A 22,035-nucleotide genomic window follows, 5' to 3' on the forward strand; every position below is an offset into this window, starting at 1 on the left:
GGGGAATCCCTCGTTCCTGCTTTTGCGTGGGAATGCATACGTAAGTGGAAATGCAGACGTAATCAGGGGATGGCTAATATGAAGGAAGCTTCCGCTCTCCAGCGTTGTTTTGTTCTGCATCGCCGCCCCTACAGCGAATCCAGCCTGATCCTGGACGTATTCAGCGAAGAATACGGCCGCCTGACCCTGATGTCCAAAGGAGCCCGTAGCAAACGTTCTGCCCTGAAAGGTGCTTTGCAGCCTTTTACGCCGCTACTGATCAAATGGTCGGGAAAGGGCAGCATGAAAACCCTGCGTCAGGCTGAACCCATCAGTCTCGGCCTGCCTCTGAGTGGGATCACACTTTACTCCGCCATGTATGTCAACGAATTGCTGGCGCGGGTTCTGGAAGCCGAAACCCCTTATCCTGCACTGTTTCACGACTACCTGCTGGTGCTGGCCGAACTGGCTCAGGCTGAGAACCCGGAACCGGCATTGCGCCGCTTTGAACTGGCGCTGCTGTCTGCCATGGGCTACGGCGTCGATTTTCTGCACTGCGCCGGAACCGGCGAACCGGTTGCCCCGGAGATGACTTATCGTTACCGGGAGCAGAAAGGCTTTATTGCCAGCGTACGCCGGGATAACCTGACCTTTCTGGGCAATGAACTGATTGCCATTGCTGAGCGGCGTTTTTTAACCAAAGAACAGCTAAAAGCGGCAAAGCGCTTTACACGCATAGCACTTAAGCCGTATCTTGGCGGAAAACCATTAAAAAGCAGGGAGCTATTTACCTTAAGGACAGCTCCCGTAGTACGGAGTACTGAATCATGAGTTCCATTCTTTTAGGCGTCAATATCGACCATATCGCAACCTTACGTAATGCCCGCGGAACGAAATATCCGGATCCTGTGCATGCGGCAGAAATCGCCGAACGTGCGGGTGCTGACGGCATTACCATTCATCTGCGTGAAGACCGCCGGCATATCAAAGACCGTGATGTACGGATCCTGCGTGAGACGATCCAGACCCGGATGAACCTAGAAATGGCGGTCACGGATGAAATGGTCGACATTGCTGTCAGTACTAAACCTGAATACGTGTGTCTGGTGCCGGAAAAACGCGCAGAACTGACCACAGAAGGCGGGCTGGATGTGGCCGGTCAGCTGGAAAAAATCAAAGCTGCGACAGCAAAACTGACGGCTGCCGGGATAAAAGTTTCCCTGTTTATCGATGCCAGTAAAGCACAGATTGATGCCGCCAAGGCGTGCGGCGCTCCGTTTATCGAACTGCACACCGGGCACTATGCCGATGCAGAAACGGAAGACGAGCAGCAGAGCGAGCTGGCACGTATTGCAACGGCAGCGACGTATGCGACCGGACTGGGTATAACCGTGAACGCCGGGCATGGCCTGACTTACCACAATGTGGCGGCGATTGCAGCCTTGCCGGAAATCTATGAACTGAATATCGGTCACTCGATCATCGGTCGTGCCGTATTCGATGGGCTGGATAAGGCCGTGGCGGATATGAAAGCCGTGATGCTGGAAGCGCGCCGCTAGCGATTAATCGGAACTGAGCACTTTTTGTCTGCTGTTAATAATAACGGACTTCCTATATTGTATCGGGTGAGTATAACGTGGCAATTCTTGGACTAGGCACCGATATCGCTGAAATCGGACGGATTGAACAAGCACTGGAACGCTCCGGTGAGGCTTTTGCCGAGCGTATTCTGGCTGAGCCGGAAATGACGGTATTTGCCGGACTGAAGCAGAAATCCCGCTACCTGGCCAAACGTTTTGCCGCCAAAGAAGCTGCTTCAAAGGCACTGGGAACTGGCATTGCCCACGGCGTTACCTTTCATGATTTTGTGGTCAGCAACGATGAACACGGTAAACCCGTGCTGGTGCTGAGCCATAAAGCTCTGGAAATCGCACAGGGTATGGGGGTGAAGCATACCCATATTTCTATCTCCGACGAACGCCACTACGCCGTAGTTACCGTGCTGTTTGAGTCTTAATGCGGTATGATCGGGTGTGACAAAAGCATCTCAAGAACAAAGGTGTTGATTACGCTTGATACTCTTGCATTGTTTCAACTAAGTTATCCAATGAAAACCCACGATATTCAATATCATAACCTTGTAGATTTAACTTATTCAAAAGGCTGTGGGATTTCTCTATTAATTTGGCCTCACTGTAACGTTTTTGCTGTCTCTTCACTTCGGCAATGAGTATTTTTTTATCTAAGTCATTAATAGCCACGATATCGATCTCATTGTGACCCTTGGCATCCCAGTATCCACCAATCTTTCCAAATTGCTTTGATTCAACCAATATCTCGACGAACAGGCTCTCTAATTCCCGCCCCGAGTAAACGGTGAAATCTCGTTCAATATATCTTCGGATGTATTCGTAGTTCTCCATCTCAACAGCACTTTTGTTGGCATGGATGAATCGAAACCAGAAATTCAGAAACGGATCGGAAATGGAGTAACGAATATCTCGTGAATTCTCTTTAGAGCTAATCGGGCGTTTTTTGGTAATTACATCAAAAACGCCATCAAGCTTTTCCAGATGAACTCCGACACTCATACCTAAGAAGTTTTCAATGCGGGCACGGCTTGTATTGCCTTTTGATATTGCACCAAGAATATCGAAGTAAATTCGATGTTCGGAGCCAAAATCTTCCACAAGTCGATGAGTTCCTTCTTTTATGAGTGGTGAGAACTCGGAGATTACCGCCTCAAATAGGTCATCGTTCTCAGCGGAGAATCGGGTTAACCACTCAAGGTATTTGGGTATCCCGCCAGATAGGCACCACCATCGGAGCATATTTTCAGCATCAAATTGGTTGTGATCTTTCATTACCTCAGCAAGATAAGAGGGCTGCAACGGTTGAATTTTAAAGAATCTATCATCACGATTGAATAGAGGCTCGTCTTTGCCTTTGAAAATCTTCGTCATCATGCTGTAAAGGGAGCCACAGCACACTAGGTGCATCATCGAGTCTCTCTTGTTTGCATCCCATAAATTTTGCATATCGGAGAATAGAGCAGGGTTAACGATATCGATATCTTGAAACTCGTCAATGATGACGGTCAGAGGTTTTTGCTTTGTATAATCCAACAAGAACTCAATGATATCCCGCAGTGATTGGGGCTGGAAAAACTTAACACCGAGCTCACTATTGATGATTTCTGCGAATTCAGCCACTAAGGCGCTTTCACTCTTTCGACTGATGAAAAGGTAAAGGAATGGGGTATTGCCTTGGTGAAAAGCTTCGTTTAAAAGACGGGTTTTACCTACGCGTCGTCTCCCAACCATGACGCTAAGTTGCCCCTTTGTTTCTACTATTTGCGCAGAAACAGTTTGTAGAGCTTTTAATTCCTTCTGACGATTATAAAATTTTTTCATTACCTTTTACTTTTGCTTTCACGAATTAGCACTAGAATAGATCACGATACCTTTAGTGTAAATTATATTACTGTAATATAATTTACACTAATCAAAATGCTGTATGGCCGATGTCACCCCTCCCCCAAAGCGAGGGAAGGGCGAGGTTTATTCACTCACTTCTTATTCAGCACGCCTCCGGTCAGATACAGACCGACAGCCGCCAGTACCGGGTAGCCGAATGCATCGTTGATCATCACACTTAACGGCTGCCACGCCAGTCCGTGCATACAACCGAGAATGACACAGATATGCAGGCACACATAGGGGACAGTGAACAACAACACAATATAGCGCTGTACTAACTTAAACGGCTCGTAAGCCTTCAGCAGGTTCAGTTTATATTGTGATTTTTCTTCGTCGGTAAAAAACATCGCATCTCCTGTTTTGGTCAGAGTGTTCAGGCCTTTTTCCAACAGCGTCGGGCTGCCAAATATTCGTCCGAATAAACCCATCGGTTACTCCTTTTCGGGTAGTGGTAAAAACGGATCCGCATGGATACTGATCACAGGGCAGGCTTTGCCGGAGTCCCATTGGGAGTGGGCGCAGACATGCGCATCATCAATGGCAAAGACATGCTGCAATTCAGCCAGCAGCAGAAACAGCGACTTGCGCTGGGCGAGGGTAAAATTATCCTGCGGGTACTGCTGCGTATCGCATCCGCCAATCAGACACACGCCGATATTGCCCCGGTTATGTCCTCTGACATGCGCCCCGGTCCGGGTCAGTGGCCGTCCATGCTCCACGGTGCCACAACGGCGGATCACATAGTGATAACCGATATCCTGCCAGCCTTTCTGCTGATGCCAGTGGCGGATCTCTGCGACTCCGATATCCATATCGGGTGGGGTTGCGCTGCAGTGAACCGTGATGTATTTAAGCGGATGTTGTTTCATTCTGCCTCCGTCGGTTGTGTTTCCAGCAACTGTATAAACTGCGCCAGTTCCTGTTCCAAACGATAATAAAGCTGGTTGACCCAGTGCTCGCTCATCTGTAATTGCTCGGCGCTGATGGTGCCGAAGCGGTACACATGCAGCGCCTGCCGGTATGTCACCTTATGCTTCTGACAAAGCAACAGATACAGACAGGTGAGGGCAACGGCTGTTTGTTGCTGCCGGGTAAACGGTGCGTGTGCCATCTGCTGCCGGAGCCACACCATCAGGGTCAGAAAATACCGCTGCCGGGTGTGAACATAGCGCAGGTAGGCCAGACAGAACCCCCGCGGACAATGACGTTTTGCCCGGGCAAGCTGGTACAAGAAGGTTTCCTGGCTGATAAGCTCGCCGTACTCCTGCTCCGGCGGCACAAACAGGCTCTGCTGCTGCCGGGTTTCTGCACTGGCGGTTGCAGGGGAATAAACCGCGATAAATCGCCGTATTGTCATGCACATAGATTGATCTCCGGTGATGGGTAACAGGATAAATATGGCCTCCTTGTGGCTGAGTCAGGGCACAGAGTAAAAGAGAAACCGGCAGAAGGGGCGGGCAGTTTGAGCAAAGAAACAGTTTTGTTGCGTTTTTGGAGTGACCACACAGAGTGGGCTAAAAAAGAGGTTTCTTTTCCGGAAAAAATAAACGTTCGTTCGTAAAATCAACAACTAACCCGATTTATTGATAGTCAACTCAACCCTAATCAGCCATTCGCTGTTTAGGTGGAGGCTCCTCATTCCACATAAGGAGCACGTATGAGCCAACAGCTGATATTGTCATTTATGGCAGTAAAAACCGGTTCTCCCATCAGTAAACTGATCCTGTTAAAGCTTGCCGATAACGCAGACAGCCGCGGCGTCTGTTTCCCTTCTTGTGACTACCTTGCCCGGTATTGTGAAATTTCACTGCGCACGGTCAAAAGCCATATCAAAACCTTAGAGAAAGACGGTTTTATTACCCGGATCAACCGTTTCGATAACAGGGGAAGGCAGCGAAGCAATCTGTATCAGTTGCGTATACCGGAGAACTGCCATGTGGAGCCATGCTATTCCTGCACGGGGGAGGACGCAGCGGCTGCACCGGCAGAGGATGATCGCGCTGCACACATAACCGGTCATAAAGAAAAAGATCTTCAGAAGGCGGGCAGTTTACGGCATCGGCAAGCGAGCTCAGCATCAGACACCCAGCCGGGAATAACCGATAAAGCACTCGAAAAATACCGCAATAGCGGCAAGAAACACCCCATCGAACGGCATATTCAGCATATGCTCCGACAGCATAAATGTTCAGTAACAGGCAGGTGATGTATGAAAACACGCTTAACGCTACAAGAGGAAAAACGGATCTTACAGGCCCACATTAACGGTGCTGATGGCCGCACTTACGAGCTGCTGAACCTGCTATTCTGTGCTTATCCGCAGCCGGTGAGCCTGGAGGAGATCAACCGGCAACTGCGCATCACCGGGAAATACACCCTGCATTCCATACTGCGCAACGCCAGAATCTTTATTGATGTGGAAACAATAAACACCGATGGCAAACCCACTCACCTGCTTATTGGCGTGCAATGCATCAAAGAAGCCCGGCAGCGGTATGTGATTAACCGCTGTTTCTGATGTGTTTTTATACCGTCTCAGCCCGGAAAAGCACCTTGTTTTTCCGGGTGCTCAAGTTGTATACAGTTAAGTTACGTATCGAATCACAATTTGTAACCGAATGCCGACAAGCAGTCGCACCCAAGTGTGTTTTGGTTTACACTCTTGGGCACCAAAACACGCAGAAAGCAAGAGTATTTGCGAAAGACTATTGAACGCATTTAGGGGCGAAACCTAAGGGCGGTAGCGTGTTTGAAATGAGAGATATGTTTGGATTGTATCTTAAGTCTGTTTGGTTACAACATATTTACAACTAATTAATATTAATTATTTTAGATATAAAATATATTAAAAGTCAAAGCAATTGCAATGAAAAATCTACATGTGGAATTTGGTGATTTTTCTATTTCTATAATATAGAATATAAAGAAAACCCAATTTGTCAAATGGTTAATGTTTTTGTGTGGTGTTAATGAAAATGCTACCTCAATAAAATAAGTTAATAGGTATAAAATAAATATGTTAAATAATAAAGTGGTATTAATTACCGGTGGTACAGGATCTTTTGGTAAACAATTTATTAAAACTATTTTAAATAGATTCTCTAAAGTAAAAAAAATAATCATATTTTCACGAGATGAGTTAAAACAGTTTGAATTAAAACAAAAGTATCCTCATAAATATTATCCGCAGTTGCGTTTTTTTATTGGTGATGTCCGTGATCGCCAGCGTATGATTCAGGCTTGTGAAGGGGTGGATGTGATAATTCATGCCGCAGCTATCAAACAAGTTGATACTGCTGAATACAACCCGACAGAATGCATTCGAACAAACGTTGATGGTGCCGAAAATGTGATACATGCAGCGTTGAGCTGTGGTGTAAAAGATGTTGTTGCGCTTTCTACAGATAAAGCATGCGCACCAGTAAATCTTTACGGTGCAACAAAATTAGTATCAGATAAACTTTTTACTGCAGCCAATAACATTAAGGGTTCCAGAGATATTCGTTTTAGTGTTGTTCGCTATGGAAATGTGATGGGTTCTCGAGGCTCAGTTATTCCTTTCTTTATGAAGAAAAAAGAAGAGGGTGTACTTCCAATCACTCATGAAGAAATGACACGTTTTAATATTTCGTTGCAAGATGGCGTCAATATGGTGATGTACGCGATTGAACATCATTTGGGGGGGGAAATTTTTATTCCTAAAATTCCATCTTATCGTGTTATTGAGGTGGCTAAAGCTGTTGCTCCTGAGTGTGAGATGAAAATTGTTGGTGTGCGGCCAGGTGAAAAGATTCATGAGGAGATGATTACGGATGCTGACTCTTTAAATACTATAGACTTAGGTAAATATTATGTAATTTTACCATCAGTGTCTTTTGATAATACCGAAGAGGATTTTATTAAGCATCATAACGCTAAAAAAGTACCATTTGGTTTTAAATATAACTCCGGTACTAACACTGAGTGGGAAACCGTAGAAAGCCTCCGTGAGCTAATTAAAGAACATGTTGACCCTAACTTTACAGTGTGAGTAACAAAGTGATCCCATACGGCAGACAAGAGATTACCCAGCAAGATATTGATGGGGTTGTAGAAGTCCTTCAATCCGATTTTTTGACTCAGGGGCCTAAGGTTCCTGAGTTTGAAAAAGCTCTGATGAATCAAACTGGAGCTACGCATGCTTTGGCAGTAAATAGTGCAACATCAGCTTTGCATATCGCTTGTCTGGCGCTTGGATTAGGCGAGGGGGATTGGTTATGGACGTCACCAATCACGTTTGTAGCTTCAGCAAACTGTGGTTTGTATTGTAGAGCAAAAGTTGATTTTGTTGATATTGACCCTAACACCTACAATATGTGTCCGGTGAAACTGGAGCAAAAATTAGTAGAAGCAAAAGCCAAAGGGACCTTGCCTAAAGTGGTCGTGCCGGTTCATTTATGTGGACAGCCGTGTGATATGAAGGCGATAGGCAAGCTTGCGAAAGAATATGGATTTAAAGTAATCGAAGATGCTTCGCATGCCATTGGCGGCCAATATCATGGTCAACCCATAGGGAATTGTGAGTATTCTGATATTACGGTATTTAGCTTCCATCCGGTGAAAATAGTGACCACTGCTGAAGGTGGGGCTGCGTTGACCAATCAGTCAGAGTTAGCAGAAAGAATGGCTCTCTTCCGTAGCCATGGTGTTACCCGGGATCCTGCTTTGATAGAAGGAGAGTCCCACGGTGGTTGGTATTATCAGCAAGTTGAGCTTGGTTATAATTACCGGATGACAGAGCTTCAGGCTGCATTGGGTGTTACTCAAATGCAAAGACTGGAGCGGTTTGTGTCGGCAAGACATAAGCTGGCAAAGCGATATAACGAGTTATTAAAAGACTTGCCGGTAACGGTTCCTTACCAGCTGGAAAATACATATTCTGGTCTGCATTTATATGTTATTCGTTTGCAGCTGGATAATATCGTGCTTTCTCATCGGGAAGTGTTCGAATTGCTCAGAGAACGTGGGGTTGGAGTTAACTTGCATTATATTCCTGTACATACCCAACCTTATTATCAGCGTATGGGCTTTAAACAAGGCGATTTTCCTGAATCAGAACGCTATTACCAAGAGGCAATCTCCCTGCCAATATTTCATAGTATGAGTTTGGAGCAGCAGGATACTGTCGTAAAGGTTTTATCTGATATCTTAGCGAGGTAAGTAATGAAAGTCGCTATTATCCCGGCACGAGGAGGGAGCAAACGTATTCCTCGTAAAAATATTAAGCTTTTTCACGGTAAGCCAATGATTGCTTATTCCATAGATGCTGCATTGCAGTCTGGATGTTTTGATAAGGTTATCGTTTCCACTGATGATCATGAGATCGCAGCAGTTGCACGAGAATATGGAGCAGAGGTGCCTTTTATCCGTCCGGAGAGTATCTCTGATGATTATGCGACAACGATGGATGTAATGCAGCATGCAATTACTTGGTGTGAAGAGCAAGGGTGGGATATTGATATCGTATGTTGTCTGTATGCAACAGCACCATTAGTGACATCAACTGATTTGGTAGAAGGTTTACAACGATTAGAAAAAGATAATGCTGAGTTTGTATTCAGTGCAGCAACATTTTCTTTTCCTATTCAGCGTGCAATTAAATTATCAGATACTGGTGCAGTATCCATGTTCGAGCCAAGTAAAGAGCAAGTGCGCTCTCAAGATTTAGAAGAAGCTTACCATGATGCAGGTCAGTTTTATTGGGGACGTAAAGCTGCATTCCTGGAGCGTAAATCCATTTTTGCTCCACATTCCAGAGTAGTACTGCTACCAAGAAGCCGAGTTCAGGATATTGATACACTGGAAGATTGGGAGTTTGCTGAAGCCCTTTTCTCTACATTAAATTAAAGTCATATGAAAGTCGTAATCCGAGTTGATGCATCTGTCTGGATCGGCAGTGGGCATGTTATGCGGTGCCTAGTTTTGGCGGATGCACTACAGTCCCATGGCTGTTCCGTGAGTTTCGCTTGTCTCCCTCAAAATGGTGATATGAAAGCCTTTATAAGCCAGCGTGGTTACCAGGTCATTGAACTCACCCCACCAAAAGTATTCCAAACACCTAAGCATAGCTCAGATTATGAAGCTTGGCTTCAAAAGTCACAGGCGAAAGATGCTATTGACTTTTTAGAATGTGTTCGGGATGCTGATTTAGTCATCACTGATCATTATGGTATTGGTAAGTCATGGCACGATATCATCAAAGCAAAGCGAGATTGCTTTATTGTAGCCATCGATGACTTAGTGAGGGAACATAATGCTGATTTAATCGTCGACCAAACTTTAGGAAGAACTGCTTGTGAGTATCAGACTAATGGGGTGGCGTTAACAGGGACAAAGTATGCATTATTAAATGATAAGTTTGCATTAGTCAGACCTCAAGCTGAAAAACGTAAGTTCCATTTTTCCAAGCCTAAAGTGTTGATCTCTATGGGGGGGGTTGATATGCCTAATGCGACAATGTCTGTGTTACAGTCATTGGTTGGGTGTGTTGAGGCAGAATTCTCAGTGCTGCTCAGTAAACGCTCCCCTAACTTTAAGGTGGTTTCTGATTGGTGTGCGAAGCATGATGAAGTTCATCATATTGAATTTGTTAGTGACATGGCAACGATGATGCTAGAGCATGATGTAGCTATTGGTGCTCCAGGCAGTACGAGTTGGGAAAGAGCTTGTCTTGGATTACCAAGTATAATCATCCCACTAGCGGATAATCAAAAAGAGATCTGTAAGCAGTTGGTTGAGTATGGGATAGGGATAGAGGTGTTGCTCAATGAAGTTGAGGAGAAGCTTCCTGGTGCGTTTAATATACTTTGCTTAAGTTGGGAAGATCTCTTTCACAGAAGCCTTGCTTCATGTGATGGAAAAGGTACAGAAAGAGTGACACAAGAAATTATTAGGCTTAACAATGAAAGTAACTATTATATGCAATAATCCACAGCATCCGGTTTATTCTTATTTAGAAAAATGGAAAAAAGAAAATAGTAATAGCTACGATATTGAGCTGTTAACGACAGTGAAGGATGTTTCTGATCATAGAGATATTTTGTTTTTAGTATCTTGCTCTGAAATTGTTCATCACTCTATAAGAAACATGTTCCGCTATAGTTTGGTGTTACACGCAAGTGACTTGCCAGAAGGTCGAGGCTGGAGTCCCTACATTTGGGATATTTTGAATGGAAAAGATACCTTGACGTTATCTTTACTGAATGTTGAAGACCCTGTAGATACAGGTGATATTTGGCAAAAGAAACAGATCAGGCTACGTGGTAATGAGCTTTACGATGAGATAAATCACAAGTTGTTTATCGCTGAATTGGAATTAATGTCATGGGCTTGTGAGAGCATTGAATCATCTATAGCTCAGCCTCAAAGTGACATTGTAGGAAGTTATCATCGAAAGCGCACTCCGGAAGACAGTAAACTTGATGCAGATGCATCGATTCGATCGCAGTTTAATTTGCTAAGAATTTGTGACCCGGATAGGTATCCAGCCTACGTGATAATCAATGATACAAAATACAATATTCGTTTGGAGAAGGCAGATGCCTAAGAATTATATCGAGATAGAGGGGCGAAAAATAGGCCCTGATTACGAACCTTACATTATTGCTGAGCTATCTGCTAATCATAATGGCGATATTAATAATGCTTTTAGAATTATAGAAGAGGCCCACAAGGCAGGGGCAGATGCTATAAAGCTTCAGACTTATCGTCCGGATACTATTACCATAGATTGTGACAAAGAAGATTTCCAAATTCATGGTGGATTGTGGGGTGGCTATAGTCTATATCAGCTTTATGAATGGGCTCATACTCCTTGGGATTGGCACAAAGCATTATTTAAAAAAGCAAAAGAAGTCGGCATTACAATATTTAGTTCACCATTTGACTTTACAGCGGTTGATTTGCTTGAAGAACTGGATGCTCCTGCTTATAAAATTGCATCATTTGAACTGGTTGACCATGCGTTGATTGCTCGAGTGGCTAAAACAGGCAAACCGGTGATTATGTCAACAGGTATGGCAAATGAAGAAGAAATTAAAGAGGCGATTACCGTGGCTAAAAGCAACGGTTGTGAAGAGTTAGTGGTTCTTCATTGTGTTAGTGGCTATCCGTCGCCTGCAGAGCAGTATAACCTGAAAACAATTACTGATATGCAACAGCGCTTTTATGTGTTGTCAGGTCTTTCTGATCATACCATTGATAATGCAACGGCAGTCGCATCTATTGCATTAGGAGCATGCCTTGTTGAGAAACATGTGACATTAGATCGAAATGGTGGTGGCCCCGATGATAGTTTTTCACTAGAGCCTCATGAGCTTCAAGCATTGTGCAAAGATACGAAGACAGCATGGCAAGCAATGGGAAAGGTGAACTATGAGCGCACAGAAGCAGAGAAAGGTAATGTTAAGTTTCGCCGCTCCTTGTATGTCGTTAAGGATATTAAATCCGGAGAAGTCTTGACCGAAGAAAATGTTAGAAGCATTCGTCCAGGATTTGGGCTTGCACCAAAATATTATGAAGAAGTGCTTGGTCAGAAAGCGAAGAACGATATTCCCAGAGGAACAGCACTGAGTTTTGATCTGCTAGAGAGATGATAGTGTGAAGTATTGTAAAAAATGTCTGACTACGGATTTGAGGCCGAATGCATCTTTGAGTGATGGAGTATGCATCGCGTGTAGTTATTCTGAGTCTGAGCATCACGGTAACACGGAGCTTAAGCTCAAAATACTTCAGGACAAGATTCAGAAAAGCCGGCAGAAACAGAGAAATAAAGGTGCCTATGACTGCATTGTTGGTGTAAGCGGAGGTAAAGACAGCACTCGTCAGGCTCACTGGGTAAGGGATCGTCTGGGACTAAGGCCATTATTGGTGTGCTGCGCTTACCCTCCCAAGCAGATGTCGGAAATTGGTGCCAAAAACCTCTCTAACTTAATTGAAATGGGGTTTGATGTCATTACGGCAACGCCGGCACCTCAAACTGGAGCACATTTGGCATTAGAATCATTCAAGCAGTTTGGCAATGTATGCAAATCAACCGAGATGTCGTTATTTTCTACAGTGCCGCGTCTTGCAATTGAACTAGGAGTGAACACTATTTTTTGGGGGGAAAACCCAGCTCTACAGGTGGGAGATGCTGCGGTAGAGGGATTTGACGAGTTTGATGGCAATAATCTTCGCCGACTAAATACATTAACGGCGGGTGGTATGGAGTGGCTTCAAGATTCTGTTAAACATCCTTACTTGTCAGAGCATTATATCTATCCAGATGAAATAGAATTTGAAAAGAAGAAAATTAATATTTTTTACTTAGGCCCAGCCTGGGATGACTGGAGTAATGATGATAATTCTACTTATGCATCTCTTCAGGGATTAACCTTGCGTCCGGGAGAAGAGCTTGAGACGGGAGATCTGTCGAATGCATCAATGTTGGATGAGGAATTTACCAATATCAATATGATGCTGAAATATTACAAATTTGGTTTTGGCCGAGCGACAGATAGTGTCAACGAAAAAATTCGTGCAGGTCGAATGAGCAGAGAAGAGGCGATTAAGGTGGTTGAGCGGTATGATGGTTTGTGCTCTGACCGTATTATTCGAGCCTTTTCCGACTATGTTGGGATATCCGAAACAGAGTTTTGGAATATAGCAAACCAATGGGTAAATGGTGATATCTTTCATATTCGTTCGGGGGAAAGACCTGTACGTAAGTTTGAAGTCGGAGTGGATTATGACAGTTGATATTCTTGATATTGGCAGTGGTAATATACGCTCGATTAAGAACTGGATTGAGAAAGCGAATGTACCGACGCGTATTGTTACCAAACCTTCTAATATTCAGTCGGATTTACTGATTTTACCCGGTGTTGGCTCAGCTGGCTCTTACATGTCGCGTCTTAAGCAGGGCAGCTATGACCAGGCAGTGCTGGAACATGTGGATAAAGGAGGTAGGCTATTAGGTATATGCTTGGGCTTTCAAATTATGTCATCACACTCAGAAGAGGATGGCGGGGTAGAAGGGCTGAATTTGATTAATGGTTATGTAGAGCGCCTGAAAGGGGATGTTTCTCATAATGGCTGGGAGCCTATATACTTACGACGTAATGAAATGAATAGCCAATCCTTCCATAGTCAGTGTCATTTAACCCAAAAACGAATTCTTGATGGACGAGTATTTTACAACCATGAATATGGCTTTGTGAGTAATGAAACCGGGGCTTTTACAACTCCGATATCAGAAAGTCTGTCTGAATACAGCGGTCTGCTGGTGAAAGACAACATAATTGGTATTCAGTTTCATCCTGAGAAAAGTCAACTGACAGGGTTAGAACTGATTTCGATGATCTTGTAGGAGTAATAATATGCGAATAGGTGCAACAGTGCTGTTGAGTGAACAACAATGTGTGCAATCCTACGAGTGGAATAGAGTTCGTCCTCTGGGAAGTCTACAAGGCGTCCTAGACTCATTGGAAGAGTATCACTGTGATGAAGTGACAATTATTCGTCCAGTCAGGCATGACGATACGCTGCTCCAGTTCCAGCAGGATATAGAAGTGATTACAGCACTTAAAACCATGACACCAATTAGCTTTGGTGGGGGAATCCGTTCTGTAGAGCATCTAAAGCTGTTTAAAGATCTTCCAATTGAGCGCCTTGTGTTTTCTTCTGCATTTCTTGAAAAAAATAGAAATTTAATTGTAATGGCAAATGAGTTATTTGGTCGTCAAGCCATTCAATGTCTACTGCCAGTGGCTTATCGGGGGAGTGATGTTGTCGTCTATCACTGCTCTCAAAGGAGGTTCATTCCTTTTTCTGAAATTGATATTGAGTTCATTGATGAGCTTGCAAACGAGGTTGTGCTTTTTGACATACTTCATGAAGGAAGCCGTGATAAGTTTGACTGGGCATTACTGGAAGGCGTACCTTTTCCATTCGGGAAATTAATTATTAGTGGAGGGGTAGGGGAAAAAACATTGCATATTGCTCGTCAGAAGAACTTAGCATCGGTTTTGATCGATAACAAAGTATTGCACCAAGAGTATTCAATTTCAGGTTATAAACATGCAACAGTTTTGTCCTAAATGCCATTATCCTAAAGCGCATCCATTTGGCCTCAGTATTACCAATGATGAATGTTCTGGGTGTTTTACCCATCGAGAAAAAGATGTTATCAACTGGTCTGATAAGCGCGGTGAGTTAGAAGCAGAAATTAAGAAATATAAAAATAATCACAGAAAGTATGATTGCGTTGTACCAGTCATCGGAGATGCAGAAGATTTCTATACCTTATCGAAGGTGCTGGAACTTGGGCTCTCTCCTTTAGTAGTTTGCGTGAATGACTATTTTAAAAATGATATTGGTTGGCATAATATACATCAACTAATTACACATTTTGATGTTGATTCTTTTGTATTTAACCCAGATATAAGGGTTTATAAAGACCTAGTCAGAACGTCTTTAAGAAAATATGATCATATTTTGCTGCCGTTCTTACAATTACATACGTCTTTTCCTGTTCATGTTGCGTATGAACGGAAGATCCCGTTAATTATATGGGGACAAAATCAATCGGTTGAACAAGTTGGTAAATTTTCACATCATGACGCCGTGCAGATGAGTCGCTGGAGTCGACGACAACATGATCTATTTGAAGTGGAAGTGGATACATTGATTGGTAATGGTGCTCAGGTAGATTTACGCCATTTGAACTATTATCAGTATCCCAAAGTTTCAGATTTAGGGCGTCGTGGTGTGAAGGGGCTTTACTTGAGCAATTATTTTCGTTGGGACCCTTTAGCTCAGAACAAGAGTGTTATTGAGTTTGGCTTTCAGCCCGAACAAAACACTTCATCTTTTGATATCTATGAGAGAGCAGGAAGTTCGGTATATTATAATCTGCACGATATCCTTAAGTATAAGCGTGTTGGTTATCGAAAAGTGACAGATCACGTGGCGAGGGAAATTCGTCATGGAAGGATATCTACAGAGGAAGGAAATCAGATTTCAGCTCATTACACATGTTCGAAAGTTTGTGTTAAGCCATTTTTTGATTGGTTAGGTGTGACTTCAAGCGGATATGATTGGTTTAAACTACATAAACTTGACAAAGTGAATCATCTAATCAGTGAAAGTGATGATCGGGCTGAAAGTATGAAACTGCCGGAAAATCTAGCTAAACAATTAATTTCACCAATAAATAAAAATGAAGATTTTATTGTTTTTGGGAAAGGTGTTTAAATAACAGGATATTGGTATTATATGAGTTTTCTTAATAGCATCCTATATAGGATTAATAATTTCTTCCCTAACGACAATACAGCTATACCTAGAAGGGAAAGGTATAAAAGGCACAACAATGAAGGAATCAATATAGCTATTGAGTGCTTTACTGGATATGAAGTTCTGAATTTTTACTATGTAGCTGTTTTATCTAAATTATTAAAAGAAAATAAAATAAATAAAGTATACTTAGTATATAAAAAATCTATGGATAAGTATCTTTGGCAAAATAAATTACTAAAAAATTACTTGGATGCGGAAGAAATAACATTATCTGGTAAAAAAGTGGTTGGAGAAAGGTTATTATATTTTATTGAAAATAATAAATACATAACCGATATAAACTTTAATGGATTTAATGTTGGTCAAGATATATATTTCAGCAAATTAAGAAACAACAAAATTGGCAGATTTTATCCGGAGACTCACTATTATGAAAAGGAAATCTCAGAATTCTTAGGTCGTTATGAGGCAATGGAACAGTTTTTGAAAGAAAAAAGTATAAATTGTTTATTGCTTTCAGATATCGCATATACGTCATTTTTGCCTGTGTTCATAGCATCACTAAATAAAAATATAAACACTATCGTCTCTTTTCCGTACGGTAAGACTGGAAAAATCGGCGGTAGAAGTTATGTCAACCACGCTGATTATAATGATGCCGTAAGAAGATTTCCATTTTCGTTTAACGATTCAACTTGGGCCAAAGCACAGACTATAGATAGTTCAGTGATTGAGGAATTTGTTGACAAACGTTTTGAAGGAAAGACAGAACTCTTTGATGGAGGTTATCAGCAGGGTAAGAACTTTGGTATAACTTCAATTGATGTGAAAGAAAATAAGTATAATGCTTTAGTTGCCTGCCATCTAGTATGGGATAATCCAGGTTACGAAAGTCTATTTAAAGATTATATTGATTGGTTAATCCAAACACTAAAAATTGCTGAAAAAAGAAATGATGTTAACTGGATTATTAAATCACATCCTTCTGAGAAACATTTAGGGACAAATGAAAAAGTAGTTACAATACTAAATGATTTATTTGGAAAGAAGATACCACCCAACATATATTTCTTAGACTCAGATACGAAGGTAAGTACTTTTCAATTAATTAAAGAAGTTGATTTTATAGTTACATGTAGGGGAACTATTACATTTGAAGCGGCATCGCTAGGAAAAAAAGTAGTAACAGCCGGAGATGGACCCCATACTGGATTAGGTATAGCCGAAGAATTTAGTAACGCTACTGACTACTTATCTTACTTGGAAAGTGTTGATGATTTTTCATTTGATAAAATGGAAGTTGCGAAGCGAGCTATGTATACCTATATGGACATAAAAGCAGTTCAATCTAATGTGTTGAGATCGTTTTTTGATAATACTACGTCAATGAAAGAAATACGCGAAAAAGGCTTGTCTGACAAAGCTATTGAAAAAGTGCATAATTTAATATTACAAAATACAAGTGAAGACATAGTATGATGTTGATCAAACTATTAAAGAAGATAAAATCGAAGACCATAAAGTCGAAGTTGAGCAACTTAGGTAGTGTTCAATATGCTTATGGTGTTAGTCCCGATCCTTCAAAACTACATTTAGGTAAAGGATCGATATGTCGGGCTTTGGTGAGTTTTGAGCGAAATGAATCGAAGTTGAATTTGGGAGATAATAGTTCTATTGGAGCAGGAACTATATTATCTATAGCAGATAGTATATATATTGGCAACAATGTACTAGTTTCATTTAATTGTTTATTCACGGATAATAATGGGCATTCATTTGATCCCAAAGTTAGAATGAAAGATTTGCCTGATTACCTATCTGGAAGAACTAAAGATTGGTCAGATGTGGGTATATCGGCGATAACTATTGGTGATAACAGTTGGATTGGTGCTGGTGTTATTATTTTAAAGGGTGTTACGATTGGATCGAATGTGATAGTGGGGGCTGGCAGCGTTGTTACCAAAGATATTCCAGACAACACTATAGCTTTAGGTAACCCCGCTAAAGTAGCAAGAAAAAATGTTTAAAACCGCTTTTACATATATAATATTTACTGCATTAGGACGTTCTGGGGCATTCGTATTACTTCCTCTATTAACTGTAAATATGTCCAAAGATGATTTTGGCTATTTATCCATATTTTCAAACTTGATGATATTTTTTACACCATTAATTTCGATGAATGGAAATATTACACTATCTCGCAATTTCAATACAGATAATAAATTAATAATTAGTCATTTACAAAATAATTCAATATTTGTCTTTATTGTTGCAATGGTGTTTGCCTTAATGGCTTGGTTATTTATTCCTGTTTATGGGGAATTAATTATTCTATCCTTGATGGCATCTTTATTTGGTTCTTTTAGTGCATTACACTTAATGAAGCTTCAATTAAATAACAACGCAAAGAGGTTTGGTATATTACAGTTAATTGGTATGATTGGTAATATATTAATTACACTACTTTTCTTCTTTCTTAATGAGTTGGACTATTTTACCCGTGCATGTGCAATAATTGTTGGTTTATATCTTCCTTTTTGTAGAGAAATAAATAATTCCATATATAGAATGTCTTTAAAAATAATCAATAAAAAATGGATAATAGAAGGATTTAAATTATATCCACTTTCGCTAATGACTTGGTTTTTGTTGTATTCAGATAAGTTATTTATGGGTAAACTTCACAGTGTGGATGAAGCTGGGGGATATTTTTTAATATATACGTTGTGTTTACCACTTGACCTTTGTCTTAATGGGTTTGGGCGAGTTATATATACATCGATATATAGAAATAGAGAAAATGTAAAAATGCAATTTAAATATATTGCAATATTTTCGTTGATCACTGTGAGTGGCAGCTTTCTTTATGTCCCTATAGCTAAGATTGGGTTAGAGTACTTTATAGATGAAAAGTTTCACAGTGATGCTAAATTTATTTTTCCTATGGTATTATATATTCTTTTATCACATATAGCTTCTATGATTCAAACAGTTTTGATTTCTACAGGAGACAATATAAATGTTTCTAAGTTTAATCTTATTGCAATTATGGTGTATGCCTCTTTACTTTTCATTTTTGGTACTGACAAGCCTATTAATGTACCTTTTTGTGTTGTAGCAGGATATTCAGTGTTAATTTTTATGCTGTTAGCCAAAGTTAGTTATAAAACAAGATGTGAGGAGAAGTTGTGTTAGAAGATATCCTATGTAAAAGAGATTATGACACATCCAAAAAGAGTTACGTTAAAATCGGTGGTATATTCGATGTGGTTTACTTTCCAAAAAGTTTAGATGAACTTTTTGAGCTGATAAATTTTCTTAAAAATGATAATAGAGATTATTTCGTTTTAGGGAACTTATCCAATGTTCTCATTCGTGAGGGTAGAATCAAGACGGTAGGCATCTCGTTAAAATATTTCAAAAGTATAATAATAAAGGATGATAAAATAGAAGTTGGTGCTGGTGCACTTATGCCTTCGTTAGCTACATCCCTTATAAAAAAAGGTTATCTTGGCTTTGAAGGCCTGGTAGGTATACCTGGAACTGTTGGAGGAGGTATTTATATGAATGCTAGTTCTTATGGTTGTTGTATTTCCGATTTTATAGAGAGTGTGACATATATAAATAGAAATGGTGAAATACAGACAATCCCAAAAGAAGAGTGTGAGTTTAGATGGAGAACAAGCATTTTTAGGAGAGATGAATTCCAGAATGTAATCATTGTCAGCTGTTTGCTTTCAAATCTAAGTCAATCTAATGATCTGTCAGTAATTGCTGAAAATGCTAAAAAAGTGAGGTTATTACGAGGTTCTTATCAAGAGAAAAAATACCCTAATCTTGGTAGTACATTTTCTACTAGAAATATATACAAAGATATCTTTCGTAATAACTTAATTGATAACATCGTAGAAATGTTAATTCGTAGTGTATCCAAAATCACAAAGGATAGGCATAAGACATATTCTAACCTGATTAGAAAATACACTTTATTCTCAAGGCAAATACCTAAATCTCTATCTGAAAATATATCGGAGTCTACCTTGAATTGCTTTGTAAATAAAGGAATAAGCTACAACGAATTTAAAAGTAATATAGAGAAGTTTAGAGAGCTTACAAAGATTAAAACAGAACTTGAAATTGAAATAGTAGATAAGCTAAAATGAAAATAGCTACAGTTACTTACCATGATGGAATTAATTACGGTGCTTATTGGCAAGCAAGTTGCTTGGCGAATTTTTTGAAATCGCTTGGTCATGATGTTTCTATAGTCGATTATAAACCAGGCACACTTAAATCAAATGAATTAAAAACTTTATTTTTCACTAAAAGAATTAACCTTTTAGTGAAAAATTATATAAAGCTTATAAAGTTTAGAAATTATCAGAAGAAAAATTTCAAGTTACTTGCAGTAGACAAACTTTCTGATACAGATATCGAAACTTTAGTCTTTGGTGCTGATGAAATTTGGAATTTTACCAACCCGCTAATTGGGTTAGATCTGGTTTTTTTTGGGAAAATTGGCACCAAATATCAGAAGAAAATAGCTTATGCCCCTAGTTTTGGTACTGTAGAGCAGAATAAAGAATTGCCTAGCGAAGTTATAAATGCTTTAAGTGAATTTGAACATATTACTACTAGAGATTCGAATTCAGAATCTATAATATCAAAAAACTTGGGGAAACAGTCTAATATAGTTTGTGATCCAGTGTTTTTGTATGATATACCAAAAGTTAGGTTGGATAAATACAAAGATACGATAGTAATTTACTCTACAGGTTTACCTGAAAAGTTTGTTCGTAAGATTGTGGAGTATGCCAAGGACAGGAATTTTAAGGTGATTGCGATAGGTTATAGAATACCTGGTATAAAAAGTATAATCGCTTTATCACCATCTGAATTTATTGATATTTTTGCTAGTTGTAAAATGGTCGTTACATCAATGTTTCATGGGGTTATGTTCTCTTTGAAGTTTAACAAACAATTTCTTATATATGAAGACTTATATCGGAAAAATAAATTGGAAACAGTGGTTAATCGATTAGATCTTCATGATAGATTTGTTGATGAAGAAACGGTGACTGACAAGTTGCCTCAGAGATTGGATTACAAATGCTTAAATTCAGAATTGAATTACTGGATAAGTGAATCCCAAAATAAGCTAAAAGAAATGTTAGAATGTTAAATATAAATATATCTCCAGAGATTTTTCATTCTCAAACTGTAGGTGGAATATCTCGATATTTTTCAGAGCTAAATAAAATTGAGTCATCGGAACTAAAAATTAATTGTGATGTAATATTCGGAAACAACTTGTATATGCCAGGAAGGTACCGGATATACAATAACCGCTATATAAATAGACTTCAAAGATTAATCAATAAAAATATCTATAGACTTAGCAGTAGTGATATTCGGCATATAAGCTACTATGACTTTGATAGCTTTAGTTCGAATAGTAGTAATATAATCACTGTTTATGATTGTATTCACGAAAAGTTAGGCGTAGATTCAAATGACGACCGGGTTGTATCACAAAAGCGTAAGTGCATAAAAAATGCAGATAAAATTATTTCTATTTCAAATACGACGGCTCAAGATGTAATTGATATTTATGGTGTGTCAAGTAACAAAATAAAAACGATATATCTTGGAGTGGATTTTCTGGAAGGTGTTAATGTCTCCGTAGATAGTTTTAATAGTGATAGGCCATACATTTTATTTGTTGGTAACCGAAATGGATATAAAAATTTTTCCACATTATTAGATGCTTATTCTATGTCTTTTTTTCGGAGAAATGGTGGAATGCTTGTAGCGTTTGGTGCACCACCTACTCTTGAAGAGATGAAGGAGCTTGATAAACTTGGACTCTCAGAAGAGGAAGTTTCTTTCGTTCAGGGTGATGACTGTACCTTGACGGAATTTTACCGAAATGCCTACTTGCATGTGGTGCCTTCTCTATATGAAGGGTTTGGGTTAACACCTTTTGAATCAATAGCAAGTGGGTGCAGAACAATAGTTCATTGTAATAGTGTTTTTGAAGAACTATTTTCTCCTTACGGGTTTGTTTTTGATTTGACTGAGAAGGATGAGCTAAGTCACCTAATAGATAGTTGCTCTTTAGAAAAAATTGCTTCAGAGAATATGGATTTTCTTTCAAATAACAAGGAGAGATTCACTTGGGATAATATGAGAGAAGAGACAGCTAACTTTTATAAGAGTTTATAAATTCTTAAGGCTTTACTAATATGAAATTCCA

Annotated in this window: 24 protein-coding genes and 1 pseudogene; 21 read left to right on the plus strand and 4 right to left on the minus strand. The window is 40.2% G+C overall.

What is annotated here, in order from left to right:
* Positions 1 to 78: 78 nt before the first annotated feature.
* From recO to acpS, 3 genes are all read left to right on the plus strand, one after another.
* Positions 79 to 810 carry a DNA repair protein RecO gene (gene recO / locus CSW98_RS08670; protein WP_443083658.1) on the plus strand — a complete coding sequence of 244 codons (732 nt, stop codon included), beginning with the start codon at positions 79 to 81 and terminating at the stop codon, positions 808 to 810.
* Positions 807 to 1,538, plus strand: a complete 732-nt coding sequence (gene pdxJ / locus CSW98_RS08675) for a pyridoxine 5'-phosphate synthase (RefSeq protein WP_100800093.1) — start codon at positions 807 to 809, stop codon at positions 1,536 to 1,538. Before recO ends, pdxJ begins: the two co-directional genes overlap by 4 nt.
* Positions 1,539 to 1,615: 77 nt before the next feature.
* Complete coding sequence (acpS, locus tag CSW98_RS08680) at positions 1,616 to 1,996, plus strand: holo-ACP synthase (protein ID WP_100800094.1); 381 nt, start codon at positions 1,616 to 1,618, stop codon at positions 1,994 to 1,996.
* 49 nt (positions 1,997 to 2,045) lie between these two features.
* Here the strand turns inward: acpS and CSW98_RS08685 are convergent, their stop codons facing one another.
* The 4 genes from CSW98_RS08685 to CSW98_RS08700 form a co-directional block, all read right to left on the minus strand.
* On the minus strand, positions 2,046 to 3,392 hold the full coding sequence (locus tag CSW98_RS08685) for an ATP-binding protein (protein ID WP_100800095.1): 1,347 nt from the start codon (positions 3,390 to 3,392) through the stop codon (positions 2,046 to 2,048).
* A 155-nt stretch (positions 3,393 to 3,547) separates the two neighbouring features.
* Positions 3,548 to 3,886 (minus strand): hypothetical protein, encoded by a 339-nt coding sequence (locus CSW98_RS08690; protein ID WP_100800096.1) that lies wholly within the window; start codon positions 3,884 to 3,886, stop codon positions 3,548 to 3,550.
* 3 nt (positions 3,887 to 3,889) lie between these two features.
* A complete protein-coding gene (locus CSW98_RS08695; RefSeq protein ID WP_443083661.1) occupies positions 3,890 to 4,429 on the minus strand; it encodes an N-acetylmuramoyl-L-alanine amidase in 540 nt (179 codons plus the stop codon).
* Complete coding sequence (locus CSW98_RS08700) at positions 4,324 to 4,821, minus strand: hypothetical protein (protein ID WP_100800098.1); 498 nt, start codon at positions 4,819 to 4,821, stop codon at positions 4,324 to 4,326. Before CSW98_RS08700 ends, CSW98_RS08695 begins: the two co-directional genes overlap by 106 nt.
* A 294-nt stretch (positions 4,822 to 5,115) precedes the next feature.
* Here CSW98_RS08700 and CSW98_RS17715 point away from each other — a divergent pair.
* From CSW98_RS17715 to CSW98_RS08790, 18 genes and pseudogenes are all read left to right on the plus strand, one after another.
* Positions 5,116 to 5,386 (plus strand): annotated as a pseudogene (locus tag CSW98_RS17715) (helix-turn-helix domain-containing protein); the annotation flags it as partial.
* 281 nt (positions 5,387 to 5,667) lie between these two features.
* Entirely contained in the window at positions 5,668 to 5,976 is a 309-nt protein-coding gene (locus tag CSW98_RS08710) for a hypothetical protein (RefSeq protein WP_100800100.1), read from the plus strand.
* 498 nt (positions 5,977 to 6,474) lie between these two features.
* On the plus strand, positions 6,475 to 7,488 hold the full coding sequence (gene pseB, locus CSW98_RS08715) for a UDP-N-acetylglucosamine 4,6-dehydratase (inverting) (RefSeq protein ID WP_100800101.1): 1,014 nt from the start codon (positions 6,475 to 6,477) through the stop codon (positions 7,486 to 7,488).
* Positions 7,485 to 8,657, plus strand: a complete 1,173-nt coding sequence (gene pseC / locus CSW98_RS08720) for a UDP-4-amino-4,6-dideoxy-N-acetyl-beta-L-altrosamine transaminase (RefSeq protein WP_100800102.1) — start codon at positions 7,485 to 7,487, stop codon at positions 8,655 to 8,657. The genes pseB and pseC overlap by 4 nt, the downstream gene beginning before the upstream one ends.
* A 3-nt stretch (positions 8,658 to 8,660) precedes the next feature.
* Positions 8,661 to 9,344, plus strand: coding sequence for a pseudaminic acid cytidylyltransferase (gene pseF, locus CSW98_RS08725; protein WP_100800103.1), 684 nt, complete (start codon positions 8,661 to 8,663; stop codon positions 9,342 to 9,344).
* Between the two features lie 6 nt (positions 9,345 to 9,350).
* Entirely contained in the window at positions 9,351 to 10,424 is a 1,074-nt protein-coding gene (gene pseG / locus CSW98_RS08730; protein ID WP_100800104.1) for a UDP-2,4-diacetamido-2,4,6-trideoxy-beta-L-altropyranose hydrolase, read from the plus strand.
* Positions 10,399 to 11,043: a formyltransferase family protein gene (locus CSW98_RS08735; protein WP_100800105.1), complete on the plus strand. Its 645-nt coding sequence runs from the start codon at positions 10,399 to 10,401 to the stop codon at positions 11,041 to 11,043. Before pseG ends, CSW98_RS08735 begins: the two co-directional genes overlap by 26 nt.
* Positions 11,036 to 12,091 (plus strand): pseudaminic acid synthase, encoded by a 1,056-nt coding sequence (gene pseI, locus CSW98_RS08740; RefSeq protein WP_100800106.1) that lies wholly within the window; start codon positions 11,036 to 11,038, stop codon positions 12,089 to 12,091. The genes CSW98_RS08735 and pseI overlap by 8 nt, the downstream gene beginning before the upstream one ends.
* Before the next feature lie 4 nt (positions 12,092 to 12,095).
* Positions 12,096 to 13,235 (plus strand): N-acetyl sugar amidotransferase, encoded by a 1,140-nt coding sequence (locus tag CSW98_RS08745; RefSeq protein WP_100800107.1) that lies wholly within the window; start codon positions 12,096 to 12,098, stop codon positions 13,233 to 13,235.
* The gene (gene hisH, locus CSW98_RS08750) at positions 13,225 to 13,845 is read left to right on the plus strand and encodes an imidazole glycerol phosphate synthase subunit HisH (protein ID WP_100800108.1); all 621 of its coding nucleotides are present in this window, start codon (positions 13,225 to 13,227) and stop codon (positions 13,843 to 13,845) included. Before CSW98_RS08745 ends, hisH begins: the two co-directional genes overlap by 11 nt.
* A 10-nt stretch (positions 13,846 to 13,855) precedes the next feature.
* Entirely contained in the window at positions 13,856 to 14,575 is a 720-nt protein-coding gene (locus tag CSW98_RS08755) for a HisA/HisF-related TIM barrel protein (protein WP_100800109.1), read from the plus strand.
* On the plus strand, positions 14,556 to 15,731 hold the full coding sequence (locus tag CSW98_RS08760; protein WP_100800110.1) for an N-acetyl sugar amidotransferase: 1,176 nt from the start codon (positions 14,556 to 14,558) through the stop codon (positions 15,729 to 15,731). The genes CSW98_RS08755 and CSW98_RS08760 overlap by 20 nt, the downstream gene beginning before the upstream one ends.
* Before the next feature lie 21 nt (positions 15,732 to 15,752).
* Positions 15,753 to 17,255 carry a hypothetical protein gene (locus CSW98_RS08765; RefSeq protein WP_100800111.1) on the plus strand — a complete coding sequence of 501 codons (1,503 nt, stop codon included), beginning with the start codon at positions 15,753 to 15,755 and terminating at the stop codon, positions 17,253 to 17,255.
* Positions 17,252 to 17,803, plus strand: coding sequence for a DapH/DapD/GlmU-related protein (locus CSW98_RS08770; protein ID WP_100800112.1), 552 nt, complete (start codon positions 17,252 to 17,254; stop codon positions 17,801 to 17,803). The genes CSW98_RS08765 and CSW98_RS08770 overlap by 4 nt, the downstream gene beginning before the upstream one ends.
* Positions 17,796 to 18,974, plus strand: coding sequence for a lipopolysaccharide biosynthesis protein (locus CSW98_RS08775; RefSeq protein ID WP_100800113.1), 1,179 nt, complete (start codon positions 17,796 to 17,798; stop codon positions 18,972 to 18,974). The genes CSW98_RS08770 and CSW98_RS08775 overlap by 8 nt, the downstream gene beginning before the upstream one ends.
* The gene (locus tag CSW98_RS08780) at positions 18,968 to 19,942 is read left to right on the plus strand and encodes a UDP-N-acetylmuramate dehydrogenase (RefSeq protein WP_100800114.1); all 975 of its coding nucleotides are present in this window, start codon (positions 18,968 to 18,970) and stop codon (positions 19,940 to 19,942) included. The genes CSW98_RS08775 and CSW98_RS08780 overlap by 7 nt, the downstream gene beginning before the upstream one ends.
* Positions 19,939 to 20,961 (plus strand): polysaccharide pyruvyl transferase family protein, encoded by a 1,023-nt coding sequence (locus CSW98_RS08785; protein WP_100800115.1) that lies wholly within the window; start codon positions 19,939 to 19,941, stop codon positions 20,959 to 20,961. Before CSW98_RS08780 ends, CSW98_RS08785 begins: the two co-directional genes overlap by 4 nt.
* Positions 20,955 to 22,004 (plus strand): glycosyltransferase, encoded by a 1,050-nt coding sequence (locus tag CSW98_RS08790; RefSeq protein ID WP_100800116.1) that lies wholly within the window; start codon positions 20,955 to 20,957, stop codon positions 22,002 to 22,004. Before CSW98_RS08785 ends, CSW98_RS08790 begins: the two co-directional genes overlap by 7 nt.
* Positions 22,005 to 22,035: the final 31 nt, after the last annotated feature.

Origin of the sequence: Vibrio sp. HA2012 (genome assembly GCF_002812955.1) — a bacterium.
GTDB lineage: Bacteria > Pseudomonadota > Gammaproteobacteria > Enterobacterales > Vibrionaceae > Vibrio.

Coding starts and splice junctions, on each gene's coding strand:
- recO (WP_443083658.1), top strand. CDS start 79: ATGAAGGAAGCTTCCGCTCTCCAGCGTTGTTTTGTTCTGCATCGCCGC.
- pdxJ (WP_100800093.1), top strand. CDS start 807: ATGAGTTCCATTCTTTTAGGCGTCAATATCGACCATATCGCAACCTTA.
- CSW98_RS08685 (WP_100800095.1), bottom strand. CDS start 3,392: ATGAAAAAATTTTATAATCGTCAGAAGGAATTAAAAGCTCTACAAACT.
- CSW98_RS08690 (WP_100800096.1), bottom strand. CDS start 3,886: ATGGGTTTATTCGGACGAATATTTGGCAGCCCGACGCTGTTGGAAAAA.
- CSW98_RS08700 (WP_100800098.1), bottom strand. CDS start 4,821: ATGTGCATGACAATACGGCGATTTATCGCGGTTTATTCCCCTGCAACC.
- CSW98_RS08710 (WP_100800100.1), top strand. CDS start 5,668: ATGAAAACACGCTTAACGCTACAAGAGGAAAAACGGATCTTACAGGCC.
- pseB (WP_100800101.1), top strand. CDS start 6,475: ATGTTAAATAATAAAGTGGTATTAATTACCGGTGGTACAGGATCTTTT.
- pseF (WP_100800103.1), top strand. CDS start 8,661: ATGAAAGTCGCTATTATCCCGGCACGAGGAGGGAGCAAACGTATTCCT.
- pseG (WP_100800104.1), top strand. CDS start 9,351: ATGAAAGTCGTAATCCGAGTTGATGCATCTGTCTGGATCGGCAGTGGG.
- CSW98_RS08735 (WP_100800105.1), top strand. CDS start 10,399: ATGAAAGTAACTATTATATGCAATAATCCACAGCATCCGGTTTATTCT.
- pseI (WP_100800106.1), top strand. CDS start 11,036: ATGCCTAAGAATTATATCGAGATAGAGGGGCGAAAAATAGGCCCTGAT.
- hisH (WP_100800108.1), top strand. CDS start 13,225: ATGACAGTTGATATTCTTGATATTGGCAGTGGTAATATACGCTCGATT.
- CSW98_RS08755 (WP_100800109.1), top strand. CDS start 13,856: ATGCGAATAGGTGCAACAGTGCTGTTGAGTGAACAACAATGTGTGCAA.
- CSW98_RS08760 (WP_100800110.1), top strand. CDS start 14,556: ATGCAACAGTTTTGTCCTAAATGCCATTATCCTAAAGCGCATCCATTT.
- CSW98_RS08765 (WP_100800111.1), top strand. CDS start 15,753: ATGAGTTTTCTTAATAGCATCCTATATAGGATTAATAATTTCTTCCCT.
- CSW98_RS08770 (WP_100800112.1), top strand. CDS start 17,252: ATGATGTTGATCAAACTATTAAAGAAGATAAAATCGAAGACCATAAAG.
- CSW98_RS08775 (WP_100800113.1), top strand. CDS start 17,796: ATGTTTAAAACCGCTTTTACATATATAATATTTACTGCATTAGGACGT.
- CSW98_RS08785 (WP_100800115.1), top strand. CDS start 19,939: ATGAAAATAGCTACAGTTACTTACCATGATGGAATTAATTACGGTGCT.
- CSW98_RS08790 (WP_100800116.1), top strand. CDS start 20,955: ATGTTAAATATAAATATATCTCCAGAGATTTTTCATTCTCAAACTGTA.